This is a genomic window from Streptomyces sp. AF1A (assembly GCF_047340315.1).
Lineage (GTDB): Bacteria > Actinomycetota > Actinomycetes > Streptomycetales > Streptomycetaceae > Streptomyces.
This window is the reverse complement of record NZ_JBLEBI010000013.1, coordinates 71761-91588: the sequence shown is the minus strand read 5'-3', so window position 1 is coordinate 91588 and position 19828 is coordinate 71761. Positions and strand designations below refer to the sequence as shown.

At 73.3% G+C, this 19828-nt stretch carries 18 protein-coding genes and 1 pseudogene; 6 read left to right on the top strand and 13 right to left on the bottom strand.

The features are described from left to right. Positions 1-18: 18 nt before the first annotated feature. Entirely contained in the window at positions 19-726 is a 708-nt protein-coding gene (locus ACLU3S_RS06955; protein ID WP_413950861.1) for a TetR/AcrR family transcriptional regulator, read from the bottom strand. A 144-nt stretch (positions 727-870) separates the two neighbouring features. On the opposite strand from ACLU3S_RS06955, the gene ACLU3S_RS06950 reads away from it, so the two are divergent. Next, on the top strand, positions 871-2094 hold the full coding sequence (locus tag ACLU3S_RS06950; protein WP_413950860.1) for a saccharopine dehydrogenase family protein: 1224 nt from the start codon (positions 871-873) through the stop codon (positions 2092-2094). Positions 2095-2185: 91 nt separating this feature from the next. After that, positions 2186-2968 (top strand): hypothetical protein, encoded by a 783-nt coding sequence (locus ACLU3S_RS06945; protein ID WP_413950859.1) that lies wholly within the window; start codon positions 2186-2188, stop codon positions 2966-2968. 14 nt (positions 2969-2982) lie between these two features. On the opposite strand, the gene ACLU3S_RS06940 is transcribed toward ACLU3S_RS06945, so the two are convergent. Both ACLU3S_RS06940 and ACLU3S_RS06935 read right to left on the bottom strand, forming a co-directional pair. Continuing rightward, the gene (locus tag ACLU3S_RS06940; protein ID WP_413950858.1) at positions 2983-3651 is read right to left on the bottom strand and encodes a Type 1 glutamine amidotransferase-like domain-containing protein; all 669 of its coding nucleotides are present in this window, start codon (positions 3649-3651) and stop codon (positions 2983-2985) included. 54 nt (positions 3652-3705) lie between these two features. Next, the gene (locus tag ACLU3S_RS06935) at positions 3706-4680 is read right to left on the bottom strand and encodes an asparaginase (RefSeq protein WP_413950857.1); all 975 of its coding nucleotides are present in this window, start codon (positions 4678-4680) and stop codon (positions 3706-3708) included. 240 nt (positions 4681-4920) lie between these two features. Between ACLU3S_RS06935 and ACLU3S_RS06930 the strand changes: the two genes are divergently transcribed. Together ACLU3S_RS06930 and ACLU3S_RS06925 are read left to right on the top strand one after the other, a co-directional pair. After that, a complete protein-coding gene (locus ACLU3S_RS06930) occupies positions 4921-5913 on the top strand; it encodes an NADPH:quinone reductase (RefSeq protein WP_413950856.1) in 993 nt (330 codons plus the stop codon). Positions 5914-6270: 357 nt separating this feature from the next. Continuing rightward, entirely contained in the window at positions 6271-7035 is a 765-nt protein-coding gene (locus ACLU3S_RS06925; protein ID WP_413950855.1) for an alpha/beta hydrolase, read from the top strand. A gap of 82 nt (positions 7036-7117) precedes the next feature. Here ACLU3S_RS06925 and ACLU3S_RS06920 read toward each other — a convergent pair whose 3' ends face one another. Continuing rightward, positions 7118-8053 (bottom strand): LysR family transcriptional regulator, encoded by a 936-nt coding sequence (locus ACLU3S_RS06920; RefSeq protein WP_413950854.1) that lies wholly within the window; start codon positions 8051-8053, stop codon positions 7118-7120. A 140-nt stretch (positions 8054-8193) separates the two neighbouring features. On the opposite strand from ACLU3S_RS06920, the gene ACLU3S_RS06915 reads away from it, so the two are divergent. Continuing rightward, entirely contained in the window at positions 8194-9438 is a 1245-nt protein-coding gene (locus tag ACLU3S_RS06915; protein ID WP_413950853.1) for an MFS transporter, read from the top strand. Between the two features lie 147 nt (positions 9439-9585). On the opposite strand, the pseudogene ACLU3S_RS06910 reads toward ACLU3S_RS06915, so the two are convergent. Together ACLU3S_RS06910 and ACLU3S_RS06905 are read right to left on the bottom strand one after the other, a co-directional pair. After that, positions 9586-9679, bottom strand: a pseudogene (locus tag ACLU3S_RS06910). 99 nt (positions 9680-9778) lie between these two features. Further along, the gene (locus tag ACLU3S_RS06905) at positions 9779-9916 is read right to left on the bottom strand and encodes a hypothetical protein (RefSeq protein ID WP_413950852.1); all 138 of its coding nucleotides are present in this window, start codon (positions 9914-9916) and stop codon (positions 9779-9781) included. Here ACLU3S_RS06905 and ACLU3S_RS06900 point away from each other — a divergent pair. Then, positions 9915-10739 carry a hypothetical protein gene (locus ACLU3S_RS06900; RefSeq protein WP_413950851.1) on the top strand — a complete coding sequence of 275 codons (825 nt, stop codon included), beginning with the start codon at positions 9915-9917 and terminating at the stop codon, positions 10737-10739. The two genes, ACLU3S_RS06905 and ACLU3S_RS06900, sit on opposite strands and share 2 nt — an antisense overlap. A gap of 508 nt (positions 10740-11247) precedes the next feature. Here the strand turns inward: ACLU3S_RS06900 and ACLU3S_RS06895 are convergent. The 7 genes from ACLU3S_RS06895 to ACLU3S_RS06865 all read right to left on the bottom strand — a co-directional run bounded on the left by ACLU3S_RS06895 (position 11248) and on the right by ACLU3S_RS06865 (position 19760). Continuing rightward, positions 11248-12360 carry a sensor histidine kinase gene (locus tag ACLU3S_RS06895; RefSeq protein WP_413950850.1) on the bottom strand — a complete coding sequence of 371 codons (1113 nt, stop codon included), beginning with the start codon at positions 12358-12360 and terminating at the stop codon, positions 11248-11250. After that, positions 12357-13022, bottom strand: a complete 666-nt coding sequence (locus ACLU3S_RS06890; RefSeq protein WP_413950849.1) for a response regulator — start codon at positions 13020-13022, stop codon at positions 12357-12359. The genes ACLU3S_RS06895 and ACLU3S_RS06890 overlap by 4 nt, the downstream gene beginning before the upstream one ends. A gap of 261 nt (positions 13023-13283) precedes the next feature. Continuing rightward, positions 13284-13940, bottom strand: coding sequence for a histidine phosphatase family protein (locus tag ACLU3S_RS06885; RefSeq protein WP_413950848.1), 657 nt, complete (start codon positions 13938-13940; stop codon positions 13284-13286). A 465-nt stretch (positions 13941-14405) separates the two neighbouring features. Then, positions 14406-15011, bottom strand: a complete 606-nt coding sequence (locus ACLU3S_RS06880; RefSeq protein WP_413950847.1) for a flavin reductase family protein — start codon at positions 15009-15011, stop codon at positions 14406-14408. A 167-nt stretch (positions 15012-15178) separates the two neighbouring features. Then, a complete protein-coding gene (locus ACLU3S_RS06875; protein ID WP_413950846.1) occupies positions 15179-15973 on the bottom strand; it encodes an oxidoreductase in 795 nt (264 codons plus the stop codon). 66 nt (positions 15974-16039) lie between these two features. Then, positions 16040-16867: an alpha/beta hydrolase gene (locus ACLU3S_RS06870; RefSeq protein WP_413950845.1), complete on the bottom strand. Its 828-nt coding sequence runs from the start codon at positions 16865-16867 to the stop codon at positions 16040-16042. Positions 16868-17012: 145 nt separating this feature from the next. Further along, positions 17013-19760, bottom strand: coding sequence for a LuxR C-terminal-related transcriptional regulator (locus tag ACLU3S_RS06865; protein ID WP_413950844.1), 2748 nt, complete (start codon positions 19758-19760; stop codon positions 17013-17015). Positions 19761-19828 lie beyond the last annotated feature (68 nt).

The following is a 19828-nucleotide window of genomic DNA, read 5'->3' as shown; positions in this document are numbered from 1 at the left end:
CCGCCCGCGCCCCGGCGCTCAGGCATCGTCCCGGGACACCTGCGCGGCGGTGTGCTCCAGCAGCATCTCCAGCGCGGCCGGATAGGCGCTGTGCGGCATGCGCCGGGCGAGCAACTGAGCCGTGGCAGCGATGTTCGGATGGGACGCGGCGGGCAGGCGCGCATACGTGGAGCGCCACATCTCCTCGTCGCGCGCCCGGGCCTCGTCCGTCAGCGCGAGCGAACCGGCGTCGAGCGCGGCGAAGGCCAGGCTCTGGTCGATGAACGCGTGGTACACGCGGACCGCCGCCGGGTCGGGCAGTCCGGCCCCGCGCAGGATGCCGAGAATGGTCTCGTCCACCGCGATCTCGCGGGGCCTGCCGGTGACCCGGCTGGCGGTGAGGACGGCGGCCTGCGGGTGGGCGAGGTAGGCGGCGTGGATGGCCCGGCCCAGTGCGCGCAGATCCGTGCGCCACTCGCCGGTGGCCGTCCAGCTCTTCAGCGCCCGCCCCATCAGCTCGTCCCCGATGGCCCGGGTCAGATCGTCCATCCCGGCGAAGTAGCGGTACAGGGTGCTCGGATCGGCGCCCAGAGCCGCGCCCAGGCGACGCGCCGTCAGCCCGGCGCTGCCGTGCTCCCGGAGCACCCGGAGCGCGGTGTCCACGATGATCTCCTCGGACAGCACGGTTCCGGTACGCGTGGGCCGCCGCCGACGGCGCGCCGCCTCCGGCACCACTTGCTTGGCCATGTCGGTCGTCTCCTCCGTCGCCCGCGCCGGTCCTTATGCCAACAGGGTTGACCTTACATCCCCGCGTCCCGTTGCATCGAGTCGTCCGGAGGCGCTCGCCACCCGGACGACACCCGGACCACTCCCGGAAGAAAGGTGTGTGACATGCGCGTACTTCTCGTGGGCGCGGGCGGCGTCGGGACGGCCGTCACCCGGATCGCGGCTCGCCGCGACTTCCTCTCCCACATGGTCGTCGCCGACTACGACCTCTCCCGTGCCGAGGCCGCCGTCGCGGCGCTCGGGGAGCGCGGCGCCCGCTTCAGCGCGCACCGGCTGGACGCCTCCGACCAGGACGCGGTCCGCCGCATGCTCCTCGACCAGCGCTGCGACGTGCTCCTCAACGCCACCGACCCCCGGTTCGTGATGCCGCTCTTCCGGGCGGCCCTGGACGCCGGCACGCACTACCTGGACATGGCGATGTCACTGTCCGTGCCGCACCGCGAACGCCCGTACGAGGAGTGCGGTGTGAAACTCGGGGACGAGCAGTTCGCACTGGCCGAGCGCTGGCAGGAGGCCGGCCGGCTGGCGCTGGTGGGCATGGGCGTCGAGCCGGGCATGTCCGACGTCTTCGCCCGGTACGCGGCCGACGAACTCTTCGACGACATCGAGGAGATCGGCATACGCGACGGCGCCGACCTCACCGTCGAGGGATACGACTTCGCGCCGTCGTTCAGCATCTGGACCACCATCGAGGAATGCCTCAACCCCCCGGTCGTCTACGAGAAGGAGCGCGGGTGGTTCACCACCGCTCCCTTCAGCGAGCCCGAGGTCTTCGACTTCCCCGAGGGCATCGGTCCGGTCGAGTGCGTCAACGTCGAGCACGAGGAGGTGCTGCTGATCCCCCGGTGGGTGGACGCACGCCGGGTGACGTTCAAGTACGGCCTCGGAGACGACTTCATCGCCAAGCTGAAGACCCTCCACGCACTGGGCCTGGACTCGACGGCCAAGGTGACCGTGCCCGGGGACGACGGGCCCGTGCGGGTCTCCCCGCGCGATGTCGTCGCCGCCTGCCTGCCCGACCCGGCGGGCCTCGGGGACCGGATGACGGGCAAGACCTGCGCCGGCACCTGGGTGAAGGGCACCAAGGACGGGTCGCCGCGCGAGGTGTACCTGTACCACGTGGTCGACAACGAGTGGTCGATGCGCGAGTACGGCGCGCAGGCCGTCGTGTGGCAGACGGCGGTGAACCCGGTCGTCGCCCTGGAACTGCTGGCCACCGGCGCGTGGTCCGCGGCGGGCGTGCTGGGGCCGGAGGCATTCTCCCCGGGTCCCTTCCTCGACCTGCTCACCGAGTACGGATCTCCTTGGGGCCTGCGCGAGGAGAACTGATCGCGCCGCGGCCGGGCGCCCGAGCGTACGGAGCGGGCGCCGGCCCGTCCCGGCCGCGCCCGCGAGGAGGCCCCCCGGGACAATCCTCGTCATGAACGACGACTCCGAGAACCCCGAGGCCCCTGAAGACCCCGAGGGCCCCGAGGACATGGGTGATGTCGCCCATCGCATCGCCAGGATCGAGCAGGCGCTGCACAGCGGCGAGCGCGAACTGGTACCCGCATGGCGCCGGATGACGCGTGGCGAGCCGCGCTGGGCGGTGACCTGCGTGATCCTGGCGGCGGTCGCCCTGCAGCTGGTCCTGCCGCACCGGCTGGCGCTCGTGCGGCCGGTCTGGGCGTTGCCGGTGCTGGAACTGCTGCTGCTCGCCGCGGTGGTCGCCGGCAACCCCCGGAGGGTGGAGCCGAGGACGCGCCGGCTGCGCTGGCTGGGGCTGGTCCTGACCGGCGTCATCAGCCTGGCCAACGGCTGGGCGGCGGCCCGGCTCGTGGGGGACCTGCTGAACGGGGGCGGGGGCCAGGACGCGGTGCCGCTGCTGCGGGCCGGCGGTGTCATCTGGTTCACGAACGTCATCGTGTTCGCGCTCTGGTACTGGGAGTGGGACCGCGGCGGACCGATGGCCCGGGTGCGGGGGCAGCAGCAGTACGCGGACTTCCTCTTCGTGCAGATGCAGAGCCCCGAGCTGGCGCCGCCAAACTGGGAACCGGCGTTCCTGGACTACCTGTACCTGTCGTTCACCAACGCCACGGCCTTCAGCCCGCCCGACGTCATGCCCGTGTCCCGGTGGGCGAAGATGCTGATGATGCTGCAGTCCTCGGTGTCGCTCGTGACGGTGGTTCTGGTGGTCGCGCGGGCGGTGAACATCCTGAAATGAGGGCCGTCACCACGTCAGGGATGGAACCGCCACCGGCCCTCGGAAACGACATCCACCTCGTCGTCCCTGACGCGGATCGCCGTGTCGTCGTCGATGAAGTAGACCGGGAAGCCGGCCCGCTCGACGATGCGATCGGCCCAGGCGTCGTCCCGCTCCGGGAAGTCGGGCGAGTACAGGTGCGGCTTGAGATACCAGTCGAAGAGACCGAACGGCGGCTCAATCGTCCTCGCCCCGAGCACGTGCAGGTCCGCGGCGTCCCCGATCACGTCGGCGGAGTGCTCGGTGAGGTTCCTGCTGAAGATCATCGAACCGGCGCTCGTCCCCACGTAGACCCGTCCCTCCAGCGCCTCCAGGAAGCCGTCGGCCAGGCCGTTGCCGGTGATGCTGCGCGCCAGATGGTAGTGGTTGCCGCCCTCGACATGGATGACGTCGGCACGCAGCAGCCGGTCGAGCACCATCTGCCGAGGCAGCCCGTTCAGCTCCAGGACGTCGAACTCCCGCCAGCCGAGACCGTGCGCCTGGGTCAGGTGCGTCACGAACCACCCGTGGTCCCCGGGCTCGGCGACGGACGCCGTGGGAACGTACACGATGTTCGCCGACTCGAACGGCTTGCCCAGCAGGTCCCGCAGCGCGTCCCGCAACGTCTCGTTGCGCACGCCGGCCGCCGTCAGCAGAAGCTTCACCGGGTGAGTCAACCACCGCCGCCCCAGGCACGCAACGCGCTTGTGGGCAGGCCGTCAGAACACCGCCCGCACTTCTCCCACTTCCCGTCCTCCGCCGAGCACGGGCACGCGGCCCACGCGGTCGGTGGCCGGTGCGCTCACCCCCATCAGGCGCAGCGCGCGGGCGATGACCGGTCCCAGGGCCCGGGATCCGCCGTCGTCGATCTTCAGGGCCAGGGCGCGGCCGTCGGGCAGGGCGAGAGCCTGCACCGCTTCCGCGCCGACCTTCGACAGGGCGCCGGGGATCGCGCGCATGAGCAGGGTGTCGTGGCGGCGGGTGCCGGCGACGTACTCGGGGTGGGCGCGCATGGCGTCGGCGACCCGCCGCTCGGGGGTGCCGGGTGCGGCGAGCACGAAGCGGCGGTAGGCGCGGGCCAGGCCGGTCAGGCCGATGGCCAGCAGCGGTGCCCCGCAGCCGTCGGTGCCGACGGCGGCGACCGGCTCGCCCGCCGCCTCCTCGACCGCCGTCCGGACGAGCCGCTGCAGGGGGTGGTCGGGATCGAGGTAGGACTCCAGCGGCCAGTGCCGGTGCGCGGCGGCTGCCAGCATGGCGGCATGCTTGCCCGAGCAGTTCATGGCGACCCGGTCGCGCCGCTCGCCGGCCGCCAGGTAGGCCTCCTGCTCCTGCTGATCGAGGGGGAGGGCGGTCGGGCACCGCAGGTGCGCCGGGCTCAGCCCGGCTTCGTCGAGCATGGTCCGCACCAGGTCGCGGTGGAACGCCTCCCCGGAGTGACTCCCGGCCGCGAGCGCCAGCCGTTCGCCCGCGAGCCGCACACCGGTGTGCAGCACGCCGGCCGCCTGCATGGGCTTGTTGGCCGAGCGCGGGAGGACGGGGGAGTGCACGTCGCCCAGCGCCAGCTCCACGGAGCCGTCCGGCGCCAGCAGCACCAGGCTGCCCCTGTGCCGCCCCTCGACGAAACCGCAGCGGACGACCTCGGCGAGGACCGGATGGGGGGCGTCGGCCGCGGTGGGTGTCGCGGGCTGGGACATCGGCGGTGACCTCCGGGCCGGTACGGGGCCGGCCACATGGCCGGCCACCCTCGCATGCTGAACAAGCCCGTCGGTGGCACACACCGTCCCGCCGGGCTCCGGGCCACGGTAGCCGCAGCCGCTGTGCCGAGCGGCAACGGGCTCCCCCTTCGCGGTCGCCGGGCCACCACGTGCCACGGCCGATGACACGTCGGCGGGTACGGGTGTTCTGCGGGCGCCCCGATGGAATGATGCGGCGTCATGCGTGCTGCGTACATCGAGAAGCTGGGCCCCGCGGACCTGGTCCGGTACGGCGAGATCGCGGTGGCCCGGCCCGGTCCGACGGACGTGCTGGTGGATGTCGTGGCCACCGCGGTCAACCAGGTCGATCTCTTCGTCCGGTCGGGGCTCTTCGTGACACCGCTGGACTTTCCGTTCGTCGTCGGACGCGATCTGGTGGGCACGGTCGCCGAGGCGGGCCGGGGCGCAGCGGGCTTCCGTGCCGGTGACCGGGTGTGGTGCAACAGCCTCGGGCACGGCGGGCGCCAGGGCGCCGCTGCGGAGCAGGCCGTGGTGGCGGCCGACCGGCTCTACCACCTGCCGGAGGGCGTGGACCCGTACGAGGCGGTGGCCGTGTTCCATCCCGCGGCGACCGCCTACCTGGCGCTGTTCGTGCACGGTCGGCTCCGCGTCGGCGAGACGGTCCTGGTGGCGGGGGGCGCGGGTCAGGTCGGCAGCGCGCTGGTCACCATGGCGGCGCGCGCCGGTGCGCGTGTCCTGGCGACGGCCGGCGCACGCGACGCGGAGTACTGTGCGCGGCTCGGCGCGGCCGAGGTCTTCGACTACCGGGACCCCGGCCTGGTGAACGGAATCCGGCGGGCCGCGCCGTCGGGCGTGGACGTCTACGTGGACACGGCGGGCGTCAACGACCTTCCCACCTCCGTCGGCCTCCTCGCCCACCGCGGCCGGGTGGTCCTGCTGGCGGGCGCCCGCACCCGTCCCGTGCTGCCCGCCGGAGCGCTGTACATGAACGACCGCTCGGTGGTCGGGTTCGCCATCTCGCACGCGACGGCGGAGGAACTCGCCGAGGCGGCCACGTACGTCAACGAGCTCCTCGTGCAGGGCGTACTGCGGCCACGCCGCATCGAGTCCTTCCCGCTGAGCGCGGCCGGCGAGGTGCACGCGCGGATGGAGCGGGGCGAGCTGCGGGGTGTCCGCGCGGTCCTGCGCACGGACCTCACCGCGGCCGAGTGACGCGGCCTGCGCGGGGCGCCGGCGAGACGCCGCATACCGCGTCCCTTCCGCCGTCGGCCCGGGGCACCCGGCTCCGCGAGGAGGACACCCGCCGGTCACGGAGCCGAGGGCGCCCCCGCTCGGGCGAAAGGGCGGACGACCGTGCCGTCGCGACCCGCTCCGCAACGGCGGAGAAAAACGGTTGGGCGGGACGGGCCTCGGCCCGGTAGCGTGTACGTGACCGTGATCCCGCCCGAGGAGGTGAGACCCATGAACGCTGTGTCCCTATGGGTGCTCCCCCGCTCCGTCACGGTCGGCGACTGACACAGGTGTCGCCGGGAGCGCCCGAAACAAGGCGCTCCCGAAAGGCAACACGCCATGCATTCCGTGCAGTTCACTGCGGAGACGACGTCGAACGGCGTCGTCGAGCGAGACTTCACCGTGGGCGAGATCCCCGGCGTGCTCTGGTCGCCCGCATCCGGCCCCGACCGCGCACCCCTGGTGCTGCTGGGCCACGGCGGCGGCACGCACAAGAAGTGGCCGGCGATGACGGGCCGTGCGCACCTCCTCGCGACCGGCTGCGGATTCCACGTCGCCTGCATCGACGCGCCCGGCCACGGCGGCCGCCCGCGCACAGCACACGACGAGCAGGAGATCGCCGCGCTGTTCAGGGTGCGAGAGGCGGGTGAGCCGGAGGGCCCCGTCGTCGTCCGCTACAACGCCCACCTGGCCGAGCGCGCCGTACCCGAGTGGCAGGCGACCCTGGACGCCCTCCAGGAGCTCCCGGAGATCGGCGCCGGCGGACCGGTCGGCTACTTCGGCCTGAACATGGGCACCGCGATCGGGGTGCCGCTCGCGGCGGCCGACCCCAGGATCGCCGCCGCCGTCTTCGGTCTCCACTGGCCCGACGCCCTGGCCGAGAAGGCACGGCAGATCACCGTCCCGGTCGCGTACATGCTCCAGTGGGACGACGAGCACATCCCGCGCGCGTCCGGTCTCGCGCTGTTCGACGCCTTCGCCTCGAAGGAGAAGACGCTGCACGCCAACGCGGGCAGGCACAAGGAGCTGCCCAGGTTCGAGTCCCACAGCGCGGCCGTCTTCTTCGCCCGGCACCTCGGCGATCCGGGCGCTCCACGGGCCTGACGCGACGGGTACCGGCGTCCGGTCCGCCGACCGGGCGCCGTACCGCGGCTGTGGCGGCGGGCACGTCGTCGCCGCGCGTGGTTCAGCGCGCCGTGACCCAGCCCGGCACCCACGTCCCCTCGGCACCGTGGCCGGCCGCCGTGGCGGCGAGGTGGGCGCGCAGGGTGGCCAGCGCCGGGTGGGGGTTGTCGCGGTGCCAGAGGAGGGAGTGCGGGTAGACGGGTGTCGGATCGGTCACCGGGATACGGCGCAGACCGTGGCCGGCGGGCCAGACGATGCGGGTGTGCCCGCCCATGAAGGTGGCCAGGGCAGGGGTGTCGGCGATGGTGTCGAGGAGCGCGTCGGAGCCGAAGTTGGGGCCGGTCGCCTCGATGGTGAGGTTGAACTCGGCGACGAGGTCGTCGTAGTACGCGGCCCACTCGGTGCCGGGGACGATGCCGGGCATCCAGATCCGGTGCCCGACGAGCTGAGCGACGGTCACCGAGCGGGCGCCCGCCAGCGCGTGGTCGGGGCCGGTGAGCAGCTCGAGCGGCTCGTCGAGCACCCGGACGGACTCGATGTCCTCGGGAAGGGGCCGGCCGGGCGCGGCGACGGCGCGGAAGGACGCGTCGATCGAACCGGACCGCAGGGCGGCGACGGCCGTGTCGATGTCGAACAGCATCATTACGTCCAGGTCGATCTCGGGATGCGCACGGTGGAAGCCGCGCATCAGGCCGGCCGCCGCGCCGCGCGAGGCGATCACGTCGACACGCAGCGGTCGGCGGCCGGTGCGCACGGACGCGACCGCGCGCTCGGCGACCCGCAGCAGCTCGCGCGCGTGGGGCAGGAACGCCTGCCCGTCGATGGTGAGCCTGGCGCCGCGCGCGGTGCGGGTGAACAGCCGTACGCCGAGGTTGCGCTCCAGCGCGGCGATGCGCTTGGAGACGGCCTGCTGGGTGACCGCCAGCTTGGCGGCGGCCTCCTGGAACTGCCCCGCGTCGGCGGCGGCGACGAAGGTCCGGACGGCGTCGAGGTCCATGCCGACACCCTACGGGTACAACCATCGGTTGTGCGGAAACGGTCCTGCGGTTGTTTGACCTGTTGACTCGGTGCTCGCTTTGATGCGGTGATCGCGGATCGGTTGTACGGGCGAGTGGCGAGAGGCGAGGGGCGTCGGAGATGCGTTGCGGGTACCGGCTGGGGCGGCGGTTCGGATGGCTCTGGGGAGCCTACGGAACCAGCGCGCTCGGCACCTGGCTCGCCTTCGGCGCGTTCCCGCTGATCGCCATCCGGGTGCTGCACGCCGGACCGGCCGAGGTCGCCGCGCTCTCCTCCGTGGGCACCGCGGTGGGCGCGGTCGTGGCGGTGCCGCTCGGCCCCTGGGTGGAGTTCCGCCGCAAGCGGCCGGTGCTGATCACGACGGACCTGGCGCGGTGCGCCGCGCTGCTGACGATCCCCGCCGCGTTCGCGCTCGGCGCGCTCACCTTCCCCCAGCTCCTGCTGGTCTCGGTCGTCGTCGCGGCGGCCGACATCACGTTCCGCGCCGCCTCCGGCGCGTATCTGAAGACGCTGCTGCCGGCCGAGGACCTGCTCGTCGCCAACGCCCGGTTCGAGTCCACGACCTGGACGACCACGATCATCGGACCGCCGCTCGGCGGCGCCGCGATCGGGCTCCTCGGCCCGGTGGCGACGGTGGTGGCCGACGCGGTCAGCTACCTGCTGTCGGCCCTGGGCATCCGCGCGGGCGGCGGGCACGAGCCGCCGCCCGAGCGCCGGGAGGCCGCCCGCATGCGGGCCGGGGACATGCTCGACGGGTGGCGGTACATCCTCGCCGACACGACACTGCGTCCGCTGTTCTTCAACACCGCCGCGTTCAACGCCCTGGTGATGGCCACCCAGCCGCTGCTGGCCGTCCTGATGCTCGGCCGGCTCGGCTTCGCACCGTGGCAGTACGGCCTCGCCTTCGCCGCGCCCTCGATCGGCGGGCTGTTCGGTTCGCGGTTGGCTCGTCCGCTCGTCACCCGGTTCGGGCAGCACCGGGTCCTGGTCGTGGCCGGGGCCCTGCGCGTGCTCTGGCCCGTCGGCCTGGCCTTCCTGGGGCCGGGGGCCGGAGGGCTGCTGCTGGTGATGGGCGTCGAGCTGGGGCTCATCTTCTGCTGCGGGGTCTTCAACCCCGTCTACACCACCTGCCGCCTGGAGCGCACCGCGCCCGACCGGGTCGCCCGCACGCTCTCCGCCTGGACCGTGACGACCAAGGCCTCGACCGCGCTCCTGACGGCCGTCTGGGGCGTCCTGGGCAGCCTGCTCGGCCCGCGCACCGCCATCGGCCTGGCCGGCGTACTCCTCCTGATGACCCCTCTGCTGCTCCCACGCCGCGCGGCCGAACCTCGCTCCGGCACGCAGCCGGCGCCGAGCCGCGCCTGACGCGCCGTCCGCGTGTGCCGGAGCGTACGGGGGCGGTGTCGCCACTGGCCCGGCGCCAGGTCGGCGAGGGCGGTCAGGCGGGGCGGCGTCCCCCGGGGGGTGAGCCCCGCGTCGTCGGACGCCGCGCGCACCGCGACGTCTCCCGGGCGGAGAGGGCAGGATTCGAACCTGCGTGGGCCCCTAGGGGCCCGACCGTGAGGCGAGCTCGTGGTCCCCGATCAGCCACTCCGGGCACCTCTCCTCGATCCCGGCTCCGTTGGTGTCCGGTGCCGTTCACGGGAACCAGAGTGGCAGGGTTCGCTGACGCGAGCCTGACGAGACCCTGATGCGCGGCCGGGGCTCACCAGATCAGGCACCAGTAGTCGTCGGCCCGCCCGATGCCCACCGAGGGCAGGCCCCTGGGAATGAGCGCCGGATCCGGCGGACCGAAGGCCGACAGCGAGCACACGGGGTCCCCGACCACCCCGGCGGCGGCCATGCGGCGAGCGGCAGCCACCGCCGCCCGGCTCGTGTACCACCGCGTCGACGGCTGTGGCGCCGGTGAGGGCGTGGGGCGCGGTGATGTCCGCGGCGGTGAGGGCCGAGGCGATCTCGGTGGCGCCGTGGGCCGCGGTGTCCTCGCCGGCGCGGTGGGCCGCGGTGTCCTCGGCGGTGCGGTGGGCCCGGGTGACACCGGGGGTGGTGGCGTGAGCCCCGGCGAGACCGGTGGCGGCGACTTCGGTGGCAAGGGCGGTGACGTCGGCGCGGGTGCCGGGGGCGACAGCGGCGGGACCGGCGGTGCGGACAGGGACGGCAGCGGTGATCGCGGCGGGGCCGGCGACCGGAACGGTGCCGTCGGGGGCGGCGGCGGTGGCGGCATCACCGGCAGTGCCGGAGCCGACGTCGTCGCCGGCGCCGGCGGCACCGGCGCGGAGGGGGGCACGAGGAACGATCGCGGTGGCTGCGCGGGTGCCGAGGACGGTGGCGGCGGCGCCGCCGAGGTCACGGGTGGTACCGGCGTGACTCCCGGTGCCGACGTCACCGGGGGCGTGGACGCTGACGGCGGCTTGGGCACGGCTCCGGGCGGCGTCGGCGCGGCTGTCGTTCTGCCCTGCGCCGGTGGGGGCCGATGGCTGGACGGCGGCGGCTTCGGTGGCCGGGGACCGGTCGTCGCCGTCCCCGTCCGCGGAGGCGCAGTCGCCGTCGCGGTCGTAGGCGGGCGTGTGGGGGTGGGCGTACGTGTCGGCTTCCGCGTGGTCGTGGGCGTGGGCAGCGGCGGGCCCGTCGGCGTGGGCAGGGTTATGCCCGACGGCGCCGGGTGAGGAGTTCCCTGATTCAGCGTCACCAACGCCCAGATGCCGAGACCACCGAGGACAAGCGCGGCGGCACCGCCCACGATCCACGGGGCTCGCCGGTGTGGACGTCGGTGACGGTTCATGTTCCAACTGTCCGGAAGCGGCCGGGACACTGCCACTGGGGTTACTGACGCCGGGTTTTCCGACAGCACCACATGGGTGACCACACGGGCGCGCCGCGGGTGGGCCGTCGCCGGCCGGATACCAGGCGCCGCAGAGGTCGCCCCGCTGCGGCGTTGGAGAGATCCCCGCCCTTGGGCGTCCGGGTCATGGCCTGATCTTCACAGCCCGCCGTCCAAGGCGGCGACGCGTCACTTCCGGACGGTGAAGCCGTTGACGCCCGTCAGTTCTGCGGAAAGGTCCCACAGCCGGGCCGCCTGCTCCGGGTCGGTCGCCCAGTCCCTGACGCCGGTCCTGAGCCGCACGGCCGGCCGGGTCTCCGCTCGGGCCGCCGGGAGCGGGTTCGGTCCGGCCGTCAGGGCGAGTTGGTGGCCGGCAGTTCCAGGTTGAGTTCGTAACCGCCGTCGGGCGTCGGCCCGGAGGTGATGGTTCCGCCGAGGAGTTCGGCGCGCTGGCGCAGTCCGGCCAGGCCGTGGTGAGCGCCGGGGAGGGGCAGCGCGGGACGGGTGGGGGCCGTGTTGGCGACGGTGGTGTGGATGGTGCCGTTCGTGCGGCGGATGTGCACGGTGGCCCTGGCGCCGGGTGCGTGTTTGCGGACGTTGGTCAGGGCCTCCTGGACGGTGCGGTAGACGGCGCGCTGGACGGGGGGTGAGAGGTCGTCGGGCAGGTCCGTCTTCAGTTCCGCGTCGATGCCGCTGCTTTCGACCAGCCGCTCCAGGTCGGCGAGGGACGGTTGGGGGGTGAGTTCCGTGGGGCGGCTGCCGGAGGCCCGCAGCACGCTGACCATGTGCCGCAGCTCCTCCAGGGTCTGCACGCTCAGCTGCCGGATGGTGGCCGCGGCGTCCCTGGTCTCGGCGTCCTGGCTGCCCACCTGCAGCGCTCCGGCCTGGACGGCGATGAGACTGACCTGGTGGGAGACCACGTCGTGCATTTCCCGCGCGAGCTGGGCGCGTTCCTGCGCGAGGATGCTCTGGGCCGTCAGCAGCCGTTCGTGCTCGCGGGCCTCCGAGATCTCGGCGAGCCGGTGCGAGAGGTCGCGCCGTGCTTGTACGAGCTGGCCCAGGAAGACGGGGGCGGCCGCGGTGGCCAGTGTGTAGGTGAGGTGCACCAGGGTGTTGGCCTGGGTGAAGTCGTTGGCTTTCAGGGAGGACCACGGCCAGGGGAGGAAGTCGCTGATGGCGTAGGTCAGGGAGCAGCCTGCCAGCAGGACGCGGTGGCGGCCGATCAAGGACAGGGTGTACAGGGCGGCCGTGGTGGCGAACACCGCGTCGGTGGTCATGGCGGAGGGGAGGGTGAGCGCGAAGGTCAGCAGCGGCCGGTGGCGGCGCAGCGCAAGGGCGAGGGCGGCCAGGAGTGCGCAGATCATGGCCGGCCGCGTCTCGAAGTCGACGTGAACCCAAGCGTCCAGCAGCGCGATCAGGACCAGCAGAACGTCCTGGAGCGGAGCCGGTGGTCTTCCCGGTGTCACCGGGTGTCCCCGCCCTGGGACGGTGTGAGCAGGCCCGCGCGCTCGGCGATCAGGGCCGCCTGGACGCGGCTGCTGACCCGCAGCTTGCTGAGCACGGTGCTGACGTGGCCCTTGACCGTGCCCGTGCTCAGGTGCAGGCGTTCGCCGATGTCGGTGTTGGCCAGGCCCTCGGCCATCAGCAGGAGAACGGCCCGCTCGCGCTCGGTGAGCCGGGCGGCGAGGCGGGCGGCGGGCTCGCGGCCGTCCTGGTCGAGGTAGCCGTCCACCACCGTGCGAGTGACCCGGGAGGACAGCACCGTCCCGCCCTCGGCGAGGGCCCGCACGAGATAGGGCAGCTGCTCGGGGTCGGTGTCCTTGAGCAGATAACCGGCGGCTCCCGAGCGAAGGGCGGTGGCCACGTATTCGTCGGTGTCGAAGGTGGTGAGCATGGCCACCACCGGAGGATCCGGCATGCGGCGGAGGTCGGCCAGGACGGTGAGCCCGTCCACGTCCGGCATCCGGATGTCCAGCAGGACGACGTCGGGCTGTGCCTCACGCACCACGGGTACGGCGCGGCTGCCGTCGACCGCGGCCACGACCTCGATGTCGTCCGCCGCGTTCAGGATGTGTGTGAAGCCCGTACGGACCAGGGCCTCGTCGTCGACCACCAGTACCCGGATCACCTGCGCTCCGCTCTTCACATGTCTGCCGCTCGATGCCTACCACCGAGTCGGCCGTCTCGCGCCGGGTTGGCGACGAACGACGCCGATCGGCGGCGCGAGACCAGCCATTCGGCCGGATGGGCCTGGGCCGGCCGGGGCCCCACGTGGGCGTGGGCCGTCCCTCGGCCGGCCGCCGTGCCGCGGCACGGCACTGGCCCCGGGCCGGGGCGGCCGGGGCCAGTGGGTGACGGACGATCCCGTGTCTCACGGGTGGCGGGCCGCTCAGGCCGCCCTCGTCTCGCTGAAGCGCGTTCCCTGCTCGCTGATCGTGTGCCAGGCCGCGGCCAGCGCGGTGATCGACAGCGAGGAGTACGGAGCCAGGCCGCTGTCGGCGGACGCCTCAGCCGGCTGGACGCTCCACACGCCACCTCGGCGCGTGAGGGAGACGGTGTGCAGGGGCGCCATCCGCAGTCGCCAGAAGGCTCGGACCGGCTCGGCCAGGGCGTTGACGAGCAGGGCCTGCGCCACGGCCGGCTCGACGACGGCCAGCGTGGAGCCGGTCTCGGCGGGCAGGCTGCCGAGCCACTGAGCGGTCCGGCGGCACAGCTCGCGTACGGTCTCGCCGCCGTGCGGCGCGGCGTCCGGATCCGTCAGCCAGGCGCTGTAGCCGTACGGGTCCGCGGCGGCGATGTCGGCCACCGCGCGGCCGCTCCAGGCGCCGTGGTCGAGGTCGCGCAGTGCGGGCTCTGCCACGGCCCGCAGCCCGAGGGCCGCGGCGGTCAGCGTGGCGTCGGACGAGGGCGACCTGATGGCCGACGAGTGGGGAGGCAGTGGTGCGCGGGCGACGCCCGTACCGCTGGGCTTCCGCTCACGGAGCGGGGCGTCGGCGAAGACGGTGTCTGCCGGGCGGGCGCACAGAAGTGTCAGTCGGTTCGTCATGCGGCTGCCCTCCTTGTCGGCCGGCGTGTCGTGGTGACGTCCTTCCGGCGGGAGCCGGCGACCTGTCCCCGCCACCGGCTCCACGGAGCGGAGCACGAGCGGTCGACACGTAGCGCATCACTACCTCAAGAGTTCCCGCCCGGCCCCGCCCCGGGTACCTGCCGGCCGTCCGGAGTGCCCCTGCCAGGTGGCCGATGAGGGCCCGGCCACCTGGCAGACCTCCGGGCCGGGGACCGGTCGGCTGGTGGGAGCGGGCGGACCGCTCCCAGAAGGTAAGGACATATGAACATATGGACGTACTCACCATGGTGGCTTCGCACTCGCGGCCGCGATGGCACGCCAGGGCCTTGCCGGCCTGCACCTGCCGCGCACCCCGAAGGGGGAGTCAGCGCGCGCCCCGAAGGACATGACGTCCTGAACGTCCTCACGGCGAAAGCGCCCGGACGGCCTCCTCCCGGGCCGGCATCAGGGTGCGCTGGGTTCCTCGTACGGGATGCGGCTCAAGTGCACGACCTCGCCCAGCGTGCCCCATTCGTCGCCGCCGAGCTTGGTGAGGGGGCGCAGCAGCCCGCTGCCGGGGCGGCCGTGGACGAGGCACTCGTCGTCCACCGCGGCATGCAGCACCCGCCCGAAGACCAAGGTGGAGTTTCCCATGCGCAAAGTGGTGTGCGAACGGCATTCCAAGGCCACCGGGGCCACGGCCACTCTGGGCGGACGCACCCGCCTGCTGGTCTCACGCCGGATACCCGCGGAGTCGAACTCGCTGACCGTCCGAGGAAAGTCGATGGCGGTCGCGTTGATCAGCTGCAGGAGCGGTGCGGAGGAGAAGTTGACGACGAACTCCCCGCTGTCCTCGACGTTGCGCAGGGAGTCCTTGCGGCCGATCGAGGTGAACTGCACGATCGGGGGATCGGTGCTGGCGATGCTGAAGAAGGAGTGCGGGGCGAGGTTGTCGGTGCCGTTCGGCGCGACGGTGGAGACCCAGGCGATCGGCCGCGGAATCACGACCGATGTCAGGAACCTGTAGAAGTCCGCGCTGCTCATCGCCTCGGGGTCGTATTCGACACGCATGGGGCCCAGTATCGAAGCCGCGCACCGGAGCGTGCCGCAGCACGGGTGCGTGTCGTACGCGTGCTGCCAGATGCGGGCCCGCCGTCCCCGGGGCACGATCGCCCGCCCTCGCCCCCCGGCTGGGGGAGCGAGGGCAGTGCGACGGTCGTGCGGGCAGCGACTCGCGATCAGAGCGTCTTGACGAGACCGCCGTCGATGGTGAAGTCGGCGCCGGTGATGTTGGCGGCGCGGTCGCTGGCGAGCATCAGGACGAGGTCGGCGACCTCGTCGGGGCGGGTGAAGCGACCGGTGGGGAGGCCGCCCAGACCGTTGATCGCGAGGTCCACGGCCTCCTGCGGTGCCACGCCCATGGCGGTCGCGATGGTCTCGGCGATGCCGCCGGGACCGGTCCACAGTTCGGTGCTCACCGGGCCGGGTGCGATGGTGTTGACGCGTACGCCCTGAGGAGCCACTTCCTTGGACAGCGCCTTGGAGAAGTTGGTCAGTGCCGCCTTGGAGGCCGTGTAGTCGATGACGCCGGGGTCGGGCAGGAAGGCGTTGATCGAGCTGATCGTGACCATCGACCCGCGCGCGGCCAGCAGTGCGGGAAGGGCCGCGCGTGCGGCACGGACCGCGCTCAGCACGTTGACGGTCAGCGTCTCGAGCCACTGCTCATCGGTGACGGAGGCGAAGCCGCCCGGACGCGCCCGGGCCACGCCGACGTTGTTGACCAGGACGTCGAGGCCGTCGAGCCGTTCGACAGCGGTCCCGATCAGCGTGGTGACGCCGTCGGCGGTGGCCAGGTCGGCGGTCACCGGGACCACGGCCCCGGAGGCCGCCAGCTCGGCGAGTTCGGGGCTGACGGTGCGGGCGCCGGCCACGACGCGGGCGCCCTCCTCGACGAAGGCGCGGGTGACGGCGAGGCCGATGCCGCGGCTCGCTCCGGTGACGACGACGGCCTTGTCCTTCAGGCGCAGATCCATGATGTCTTCCTCGGTGGTTCGCGTGCGATGTACGGGTGTGGGGAACAGCGGGTGCGGGGCTGGTCGTCAGAGCCCGGCCGTGGTGGACCGGCCGGTGATGCCCTGGCGGGCCAGCCAGCCCAGAGCGCAGCCGGCGACGGCCCTCCAGCCCTGGTCGACGACCAGGGAGTGGCCGCGGTCGGGGAACTGCTCGAGGTCGGTGATCGCCGTCGAGCCGCCGTACAGCTTGTAGGCGGCACGCGTGACGACATCCGGCACGGTGTGATCGCGCCGGCCGGACATCAGCAGCAGGGGCCCTCGCCGGGTGTTACGGGTGTCGACCGCGGCCGGAGAGCTGCGGCTGAAGTTGGCAAAGGCCGCTTGGAACAGCGGCCGGCCCGGAGCGGGGATGGCGTACGCCTCGAACAGCGCGTCGGATTCCTGCCGCGGGACCGCGTTGCCGAAGGCGTAGCGGAACCGGCCCGCTGTCAGGGACACCGCTCGGGTCCGGTTGGCCGGGTTGCGCAGGACCGGGGCGGCCGAGCGCAGCTGGCTCAACGGCAGGGGCGCAACGCCCTTGATCGGCGCCGGGGCGATCGCCACGGCGGCGCGCGCCAGGCCGAGGCCGAGCAGCTTCTGGGCGATCAGACCGCCGAAGGAGTGCCCGATCAGCACGGGCGCGGCAGGCAACGCCGCGATCAGGGTGGCGTAGTGCTCGGTCACCTCGTCGATGCCTGCCGAGGCCATGGTCTCCGGGTGGGACCGCGCGTCGGACGCGTTGTCCGGTTCACCGGGCCAGCCGGGGGCGAGCGGCGCGAATCCCTCGGCAAGCAGCAGCTCCGTCCAGGGCTGCCAGGAGGAGGAGTGCAGCCACAGCCCGTGGATCAGCACGACCGGGGTGCGCTGGTCCGTCATGAGAGCCTCCTTGTGGCGGAGGACCGCCTGATGCGATCTCCTGGGGTGCTCTCCACGATGGCGCCGGCGTCGTGCCGGTCGGCTCAGTCGGATGACGCAAACGGCCGGGTTGGGACATGACCGAGGGGCCGGGTGCGTCGCGAGGTCACGGCTCGTCGGGCGCAGCGTCGCCCATGGCGGCGTCGAGGGCGTCGCGGAGCGCGGCGCGGTTGGTGATCCCGAGCTTGGGGAAGATGCGGTACAGATGCGAGCCGACCGTACGCGGGGAGAGGAACAGCCTCGCGCCGATCTCCTTGTTCGTCAGTCCGCTCGCCGCGAGTTCGGCGATCTGCCGCTCCTGGACGGTCAGCGACTGCAGTCCCCGGTCGCGCGCGCCGAATGCGGCGCGCGCGGCGGCGAGTTCCGCGCGGGCCCGCTCGGCCCAGGGGAGTGCGCCGAGCTCGGTGAAGACGCGGAGGGCTTCTTCGAGCTGCTCCCGGGCCGCCCTCGTCTCGTGATCGCGCCGCAGTCTTTCGCCGTAGGCCAGGCGGATACGGGCGGTCTCGAAGGGGAACACGGCTGCCCCCGGCAATGCGAGCGCCTGCTGGTAGAGAAGGGATGCCTGGACCCGTGCGGTCATGGCCTGTGCCGCCGTGGTGACGAGCGCCAGGCGCGGGGAGAGGGCGGGCAGCCCGGCGGCGACGGCCGCCTGCACGTGGAGGCGTGCCTCGTCGGCGTGTGAGCTGCGCATGGCCGCTTCGACGAAGTCCAGCAGGGTTCGCGGCGCCTGCTCGCGGTGGGGCGCGAACTCGCCGGGCGCCGTGATGGCGGTCGCGAACCGGAAGGCGGTCGCATGGTCGGAGCGGGCCAGCGCGGCCATCGCGCCGACGGCGTCCGCGTACTGGGTGAGGTGGCCGATCCCGCGGGGCCGGGCCCAGGCCTCCACCGCCCTGCGGTGATCGTCCGCCGTCTCGGTGTCGCCGCGGCAGGCGGCGACCATGGCGAGAAACGCGCGGTACTGATGGGCGAAGAGCGCGTAGCCGTGCCGTGCGGTCGACTCCAGACCCCGCCGGCCGGTCTGCTCGGCGTCGGCCCAGCGGCCTGCCCCCATGTGATCCAGCATCACCAGCTGGAGCAGGGTCATGGCGTTTCCGGCGGCGCCCGCCTCCCCTTCCCGGGCCACCAGGCGGTTCAGCGAGGTGCGGAACTCCTCCAGTACGTCGAGATGGTAGGCACTGACCAGCAGCCGCATGGCATCCCACGGCCGGTCGGACGTGGTGCGGACGAACTCCCGGCGCAGACGCTCGATGCCGCCCGCGCCCCGGCGCACGATGTCGCCCCAGGTGTCGCGGTAGAGGAGGCTCGCCGACCCCGCGGGATCGGCCCGGTCGCAGAAACGGTCCACGCAGGACCCGGTGATCGTCCAGGTGGCGGTGTCGGCGGCGAACAGGGCGATCACCAGCAGGAGGTTGATCAACCGCTCCGCCGTCGCCTTGTCCTCGACGGGGTCTGCCAGTCCTTCCAGGGCGGCGACGACCCTGCGATGCGTGCTGCGCACGTCGCCGTCCCGGTACAGGGCGGCGTAGCACTCGGCGATGATCACGTCGGTACGGGCCGTGCCCGCGCTCTCCGACAGCTGCTGGGCACGTTCGAGCTGGGCCGACTGCCCGGCGACGAAGGCCGCCTCCGCCAGCCGCCGGGAGCGCTGGTCCGCTCGCTCGCTGAGCTGCGCGGCCCGCTCGAGCCAGCTCACCGCGACGGAGGAGGCTCCTCGCCCGGTCGCCGTCTCGGCAGCGTGCTCCAGCAGCGCGGCGACCTTCTCGTCCGGGTCCACGGTCGACTCGGCGAGGTGGTGCGCCCGCCGCTCCTCGTCGTCCCGATAGAGCCCGGCGAGTTCGGCGTGCGCCGCCCTGCGGCGGCCGGGCGAGGAGAGCTGGACCACCGCGGACCGCACCAGGGGATGCCGGAAACCGAGCTGACCGGTCGCCGGGTCGGCCACCAGCAGGCCGCGGCCGATCGCCTCGTCCACATCGCCCAGCCGCCGCTCCAGCGCGGGACGGCGGGGCCCGGCCACGGAGGCCAGGCCGTCCAGGGCGGCGAGCAGCAGGGCGTCCTGGGCGGAGGGCGTCAGCTCGGAGATCCGGTGTGCGTACAGGCGCTCCAGACGGCGGGTGAGAGGCGGCGCGGGTGCCGGTCCGGCCGCTGTCGCGGGCATGCGCCCGGCCGTCCTGGGCAGCTCGACCAGCGCCAGCGGGTTTCCCTCCGCCCAGTGCAGCACCCGTTCACGGGCGAGCGGGTCGAGGTGGCCGCCGGTGCGCTCCAGCAGCGCTGCCGCCTCCTGCTCGTCCAGCGGCCCGACCTCGATCTCCTCGAGCCCGGCCGCGTCGAACGCGGACGGCACGTCCGTCCGCACGGTGACGATCCCGCGAGCGCCGACCGCTCCGGCCCGGCGCATCACGAACGCGCAGACACGGCCGCTCTCGCTGTCGAACCAGTGGGCGTCGTCGACCGCGAGGAACGAGGGCCGGTCCTCGGCTGCGGCGGCGATGAGCACGAGGATCGCGCCCGCGACCTCCGCCACGCCCGGAGGCGGCCCGGTTCGCATGCCCATGACCTGTTCCAGGATCGCGCGCGACGCCTCGGGCAGGCGGGCGCAGTACGGCGCGAGCGGCAGCAGCACCTGGTGCAGCCCGGCGAACGGCAGCGCGGACTCGGCCTCGACGCCGGAGGATCCGACGACGCGCAGCCCGGCCTCGCCGGCCAGCGACACGGCCGCCTGGAGCAGCGCGCTCTTGCCCGTCCCGGCTTCGCCGCGCAGCACCGCGAAAGCCTGGTGCGCAGGAGCCGCCAGCACCTGCTCCAGCCGCGTCAGCTCCCGCTGCCGCCCGATGAGCCGATGCTCGGGTCGCGTCACGTGCCACCGTCCCGTCCGTGCCGTCCGCCGGCGCGCTCCACCTGCGGACAGGTGGCCGACGCCGGTGG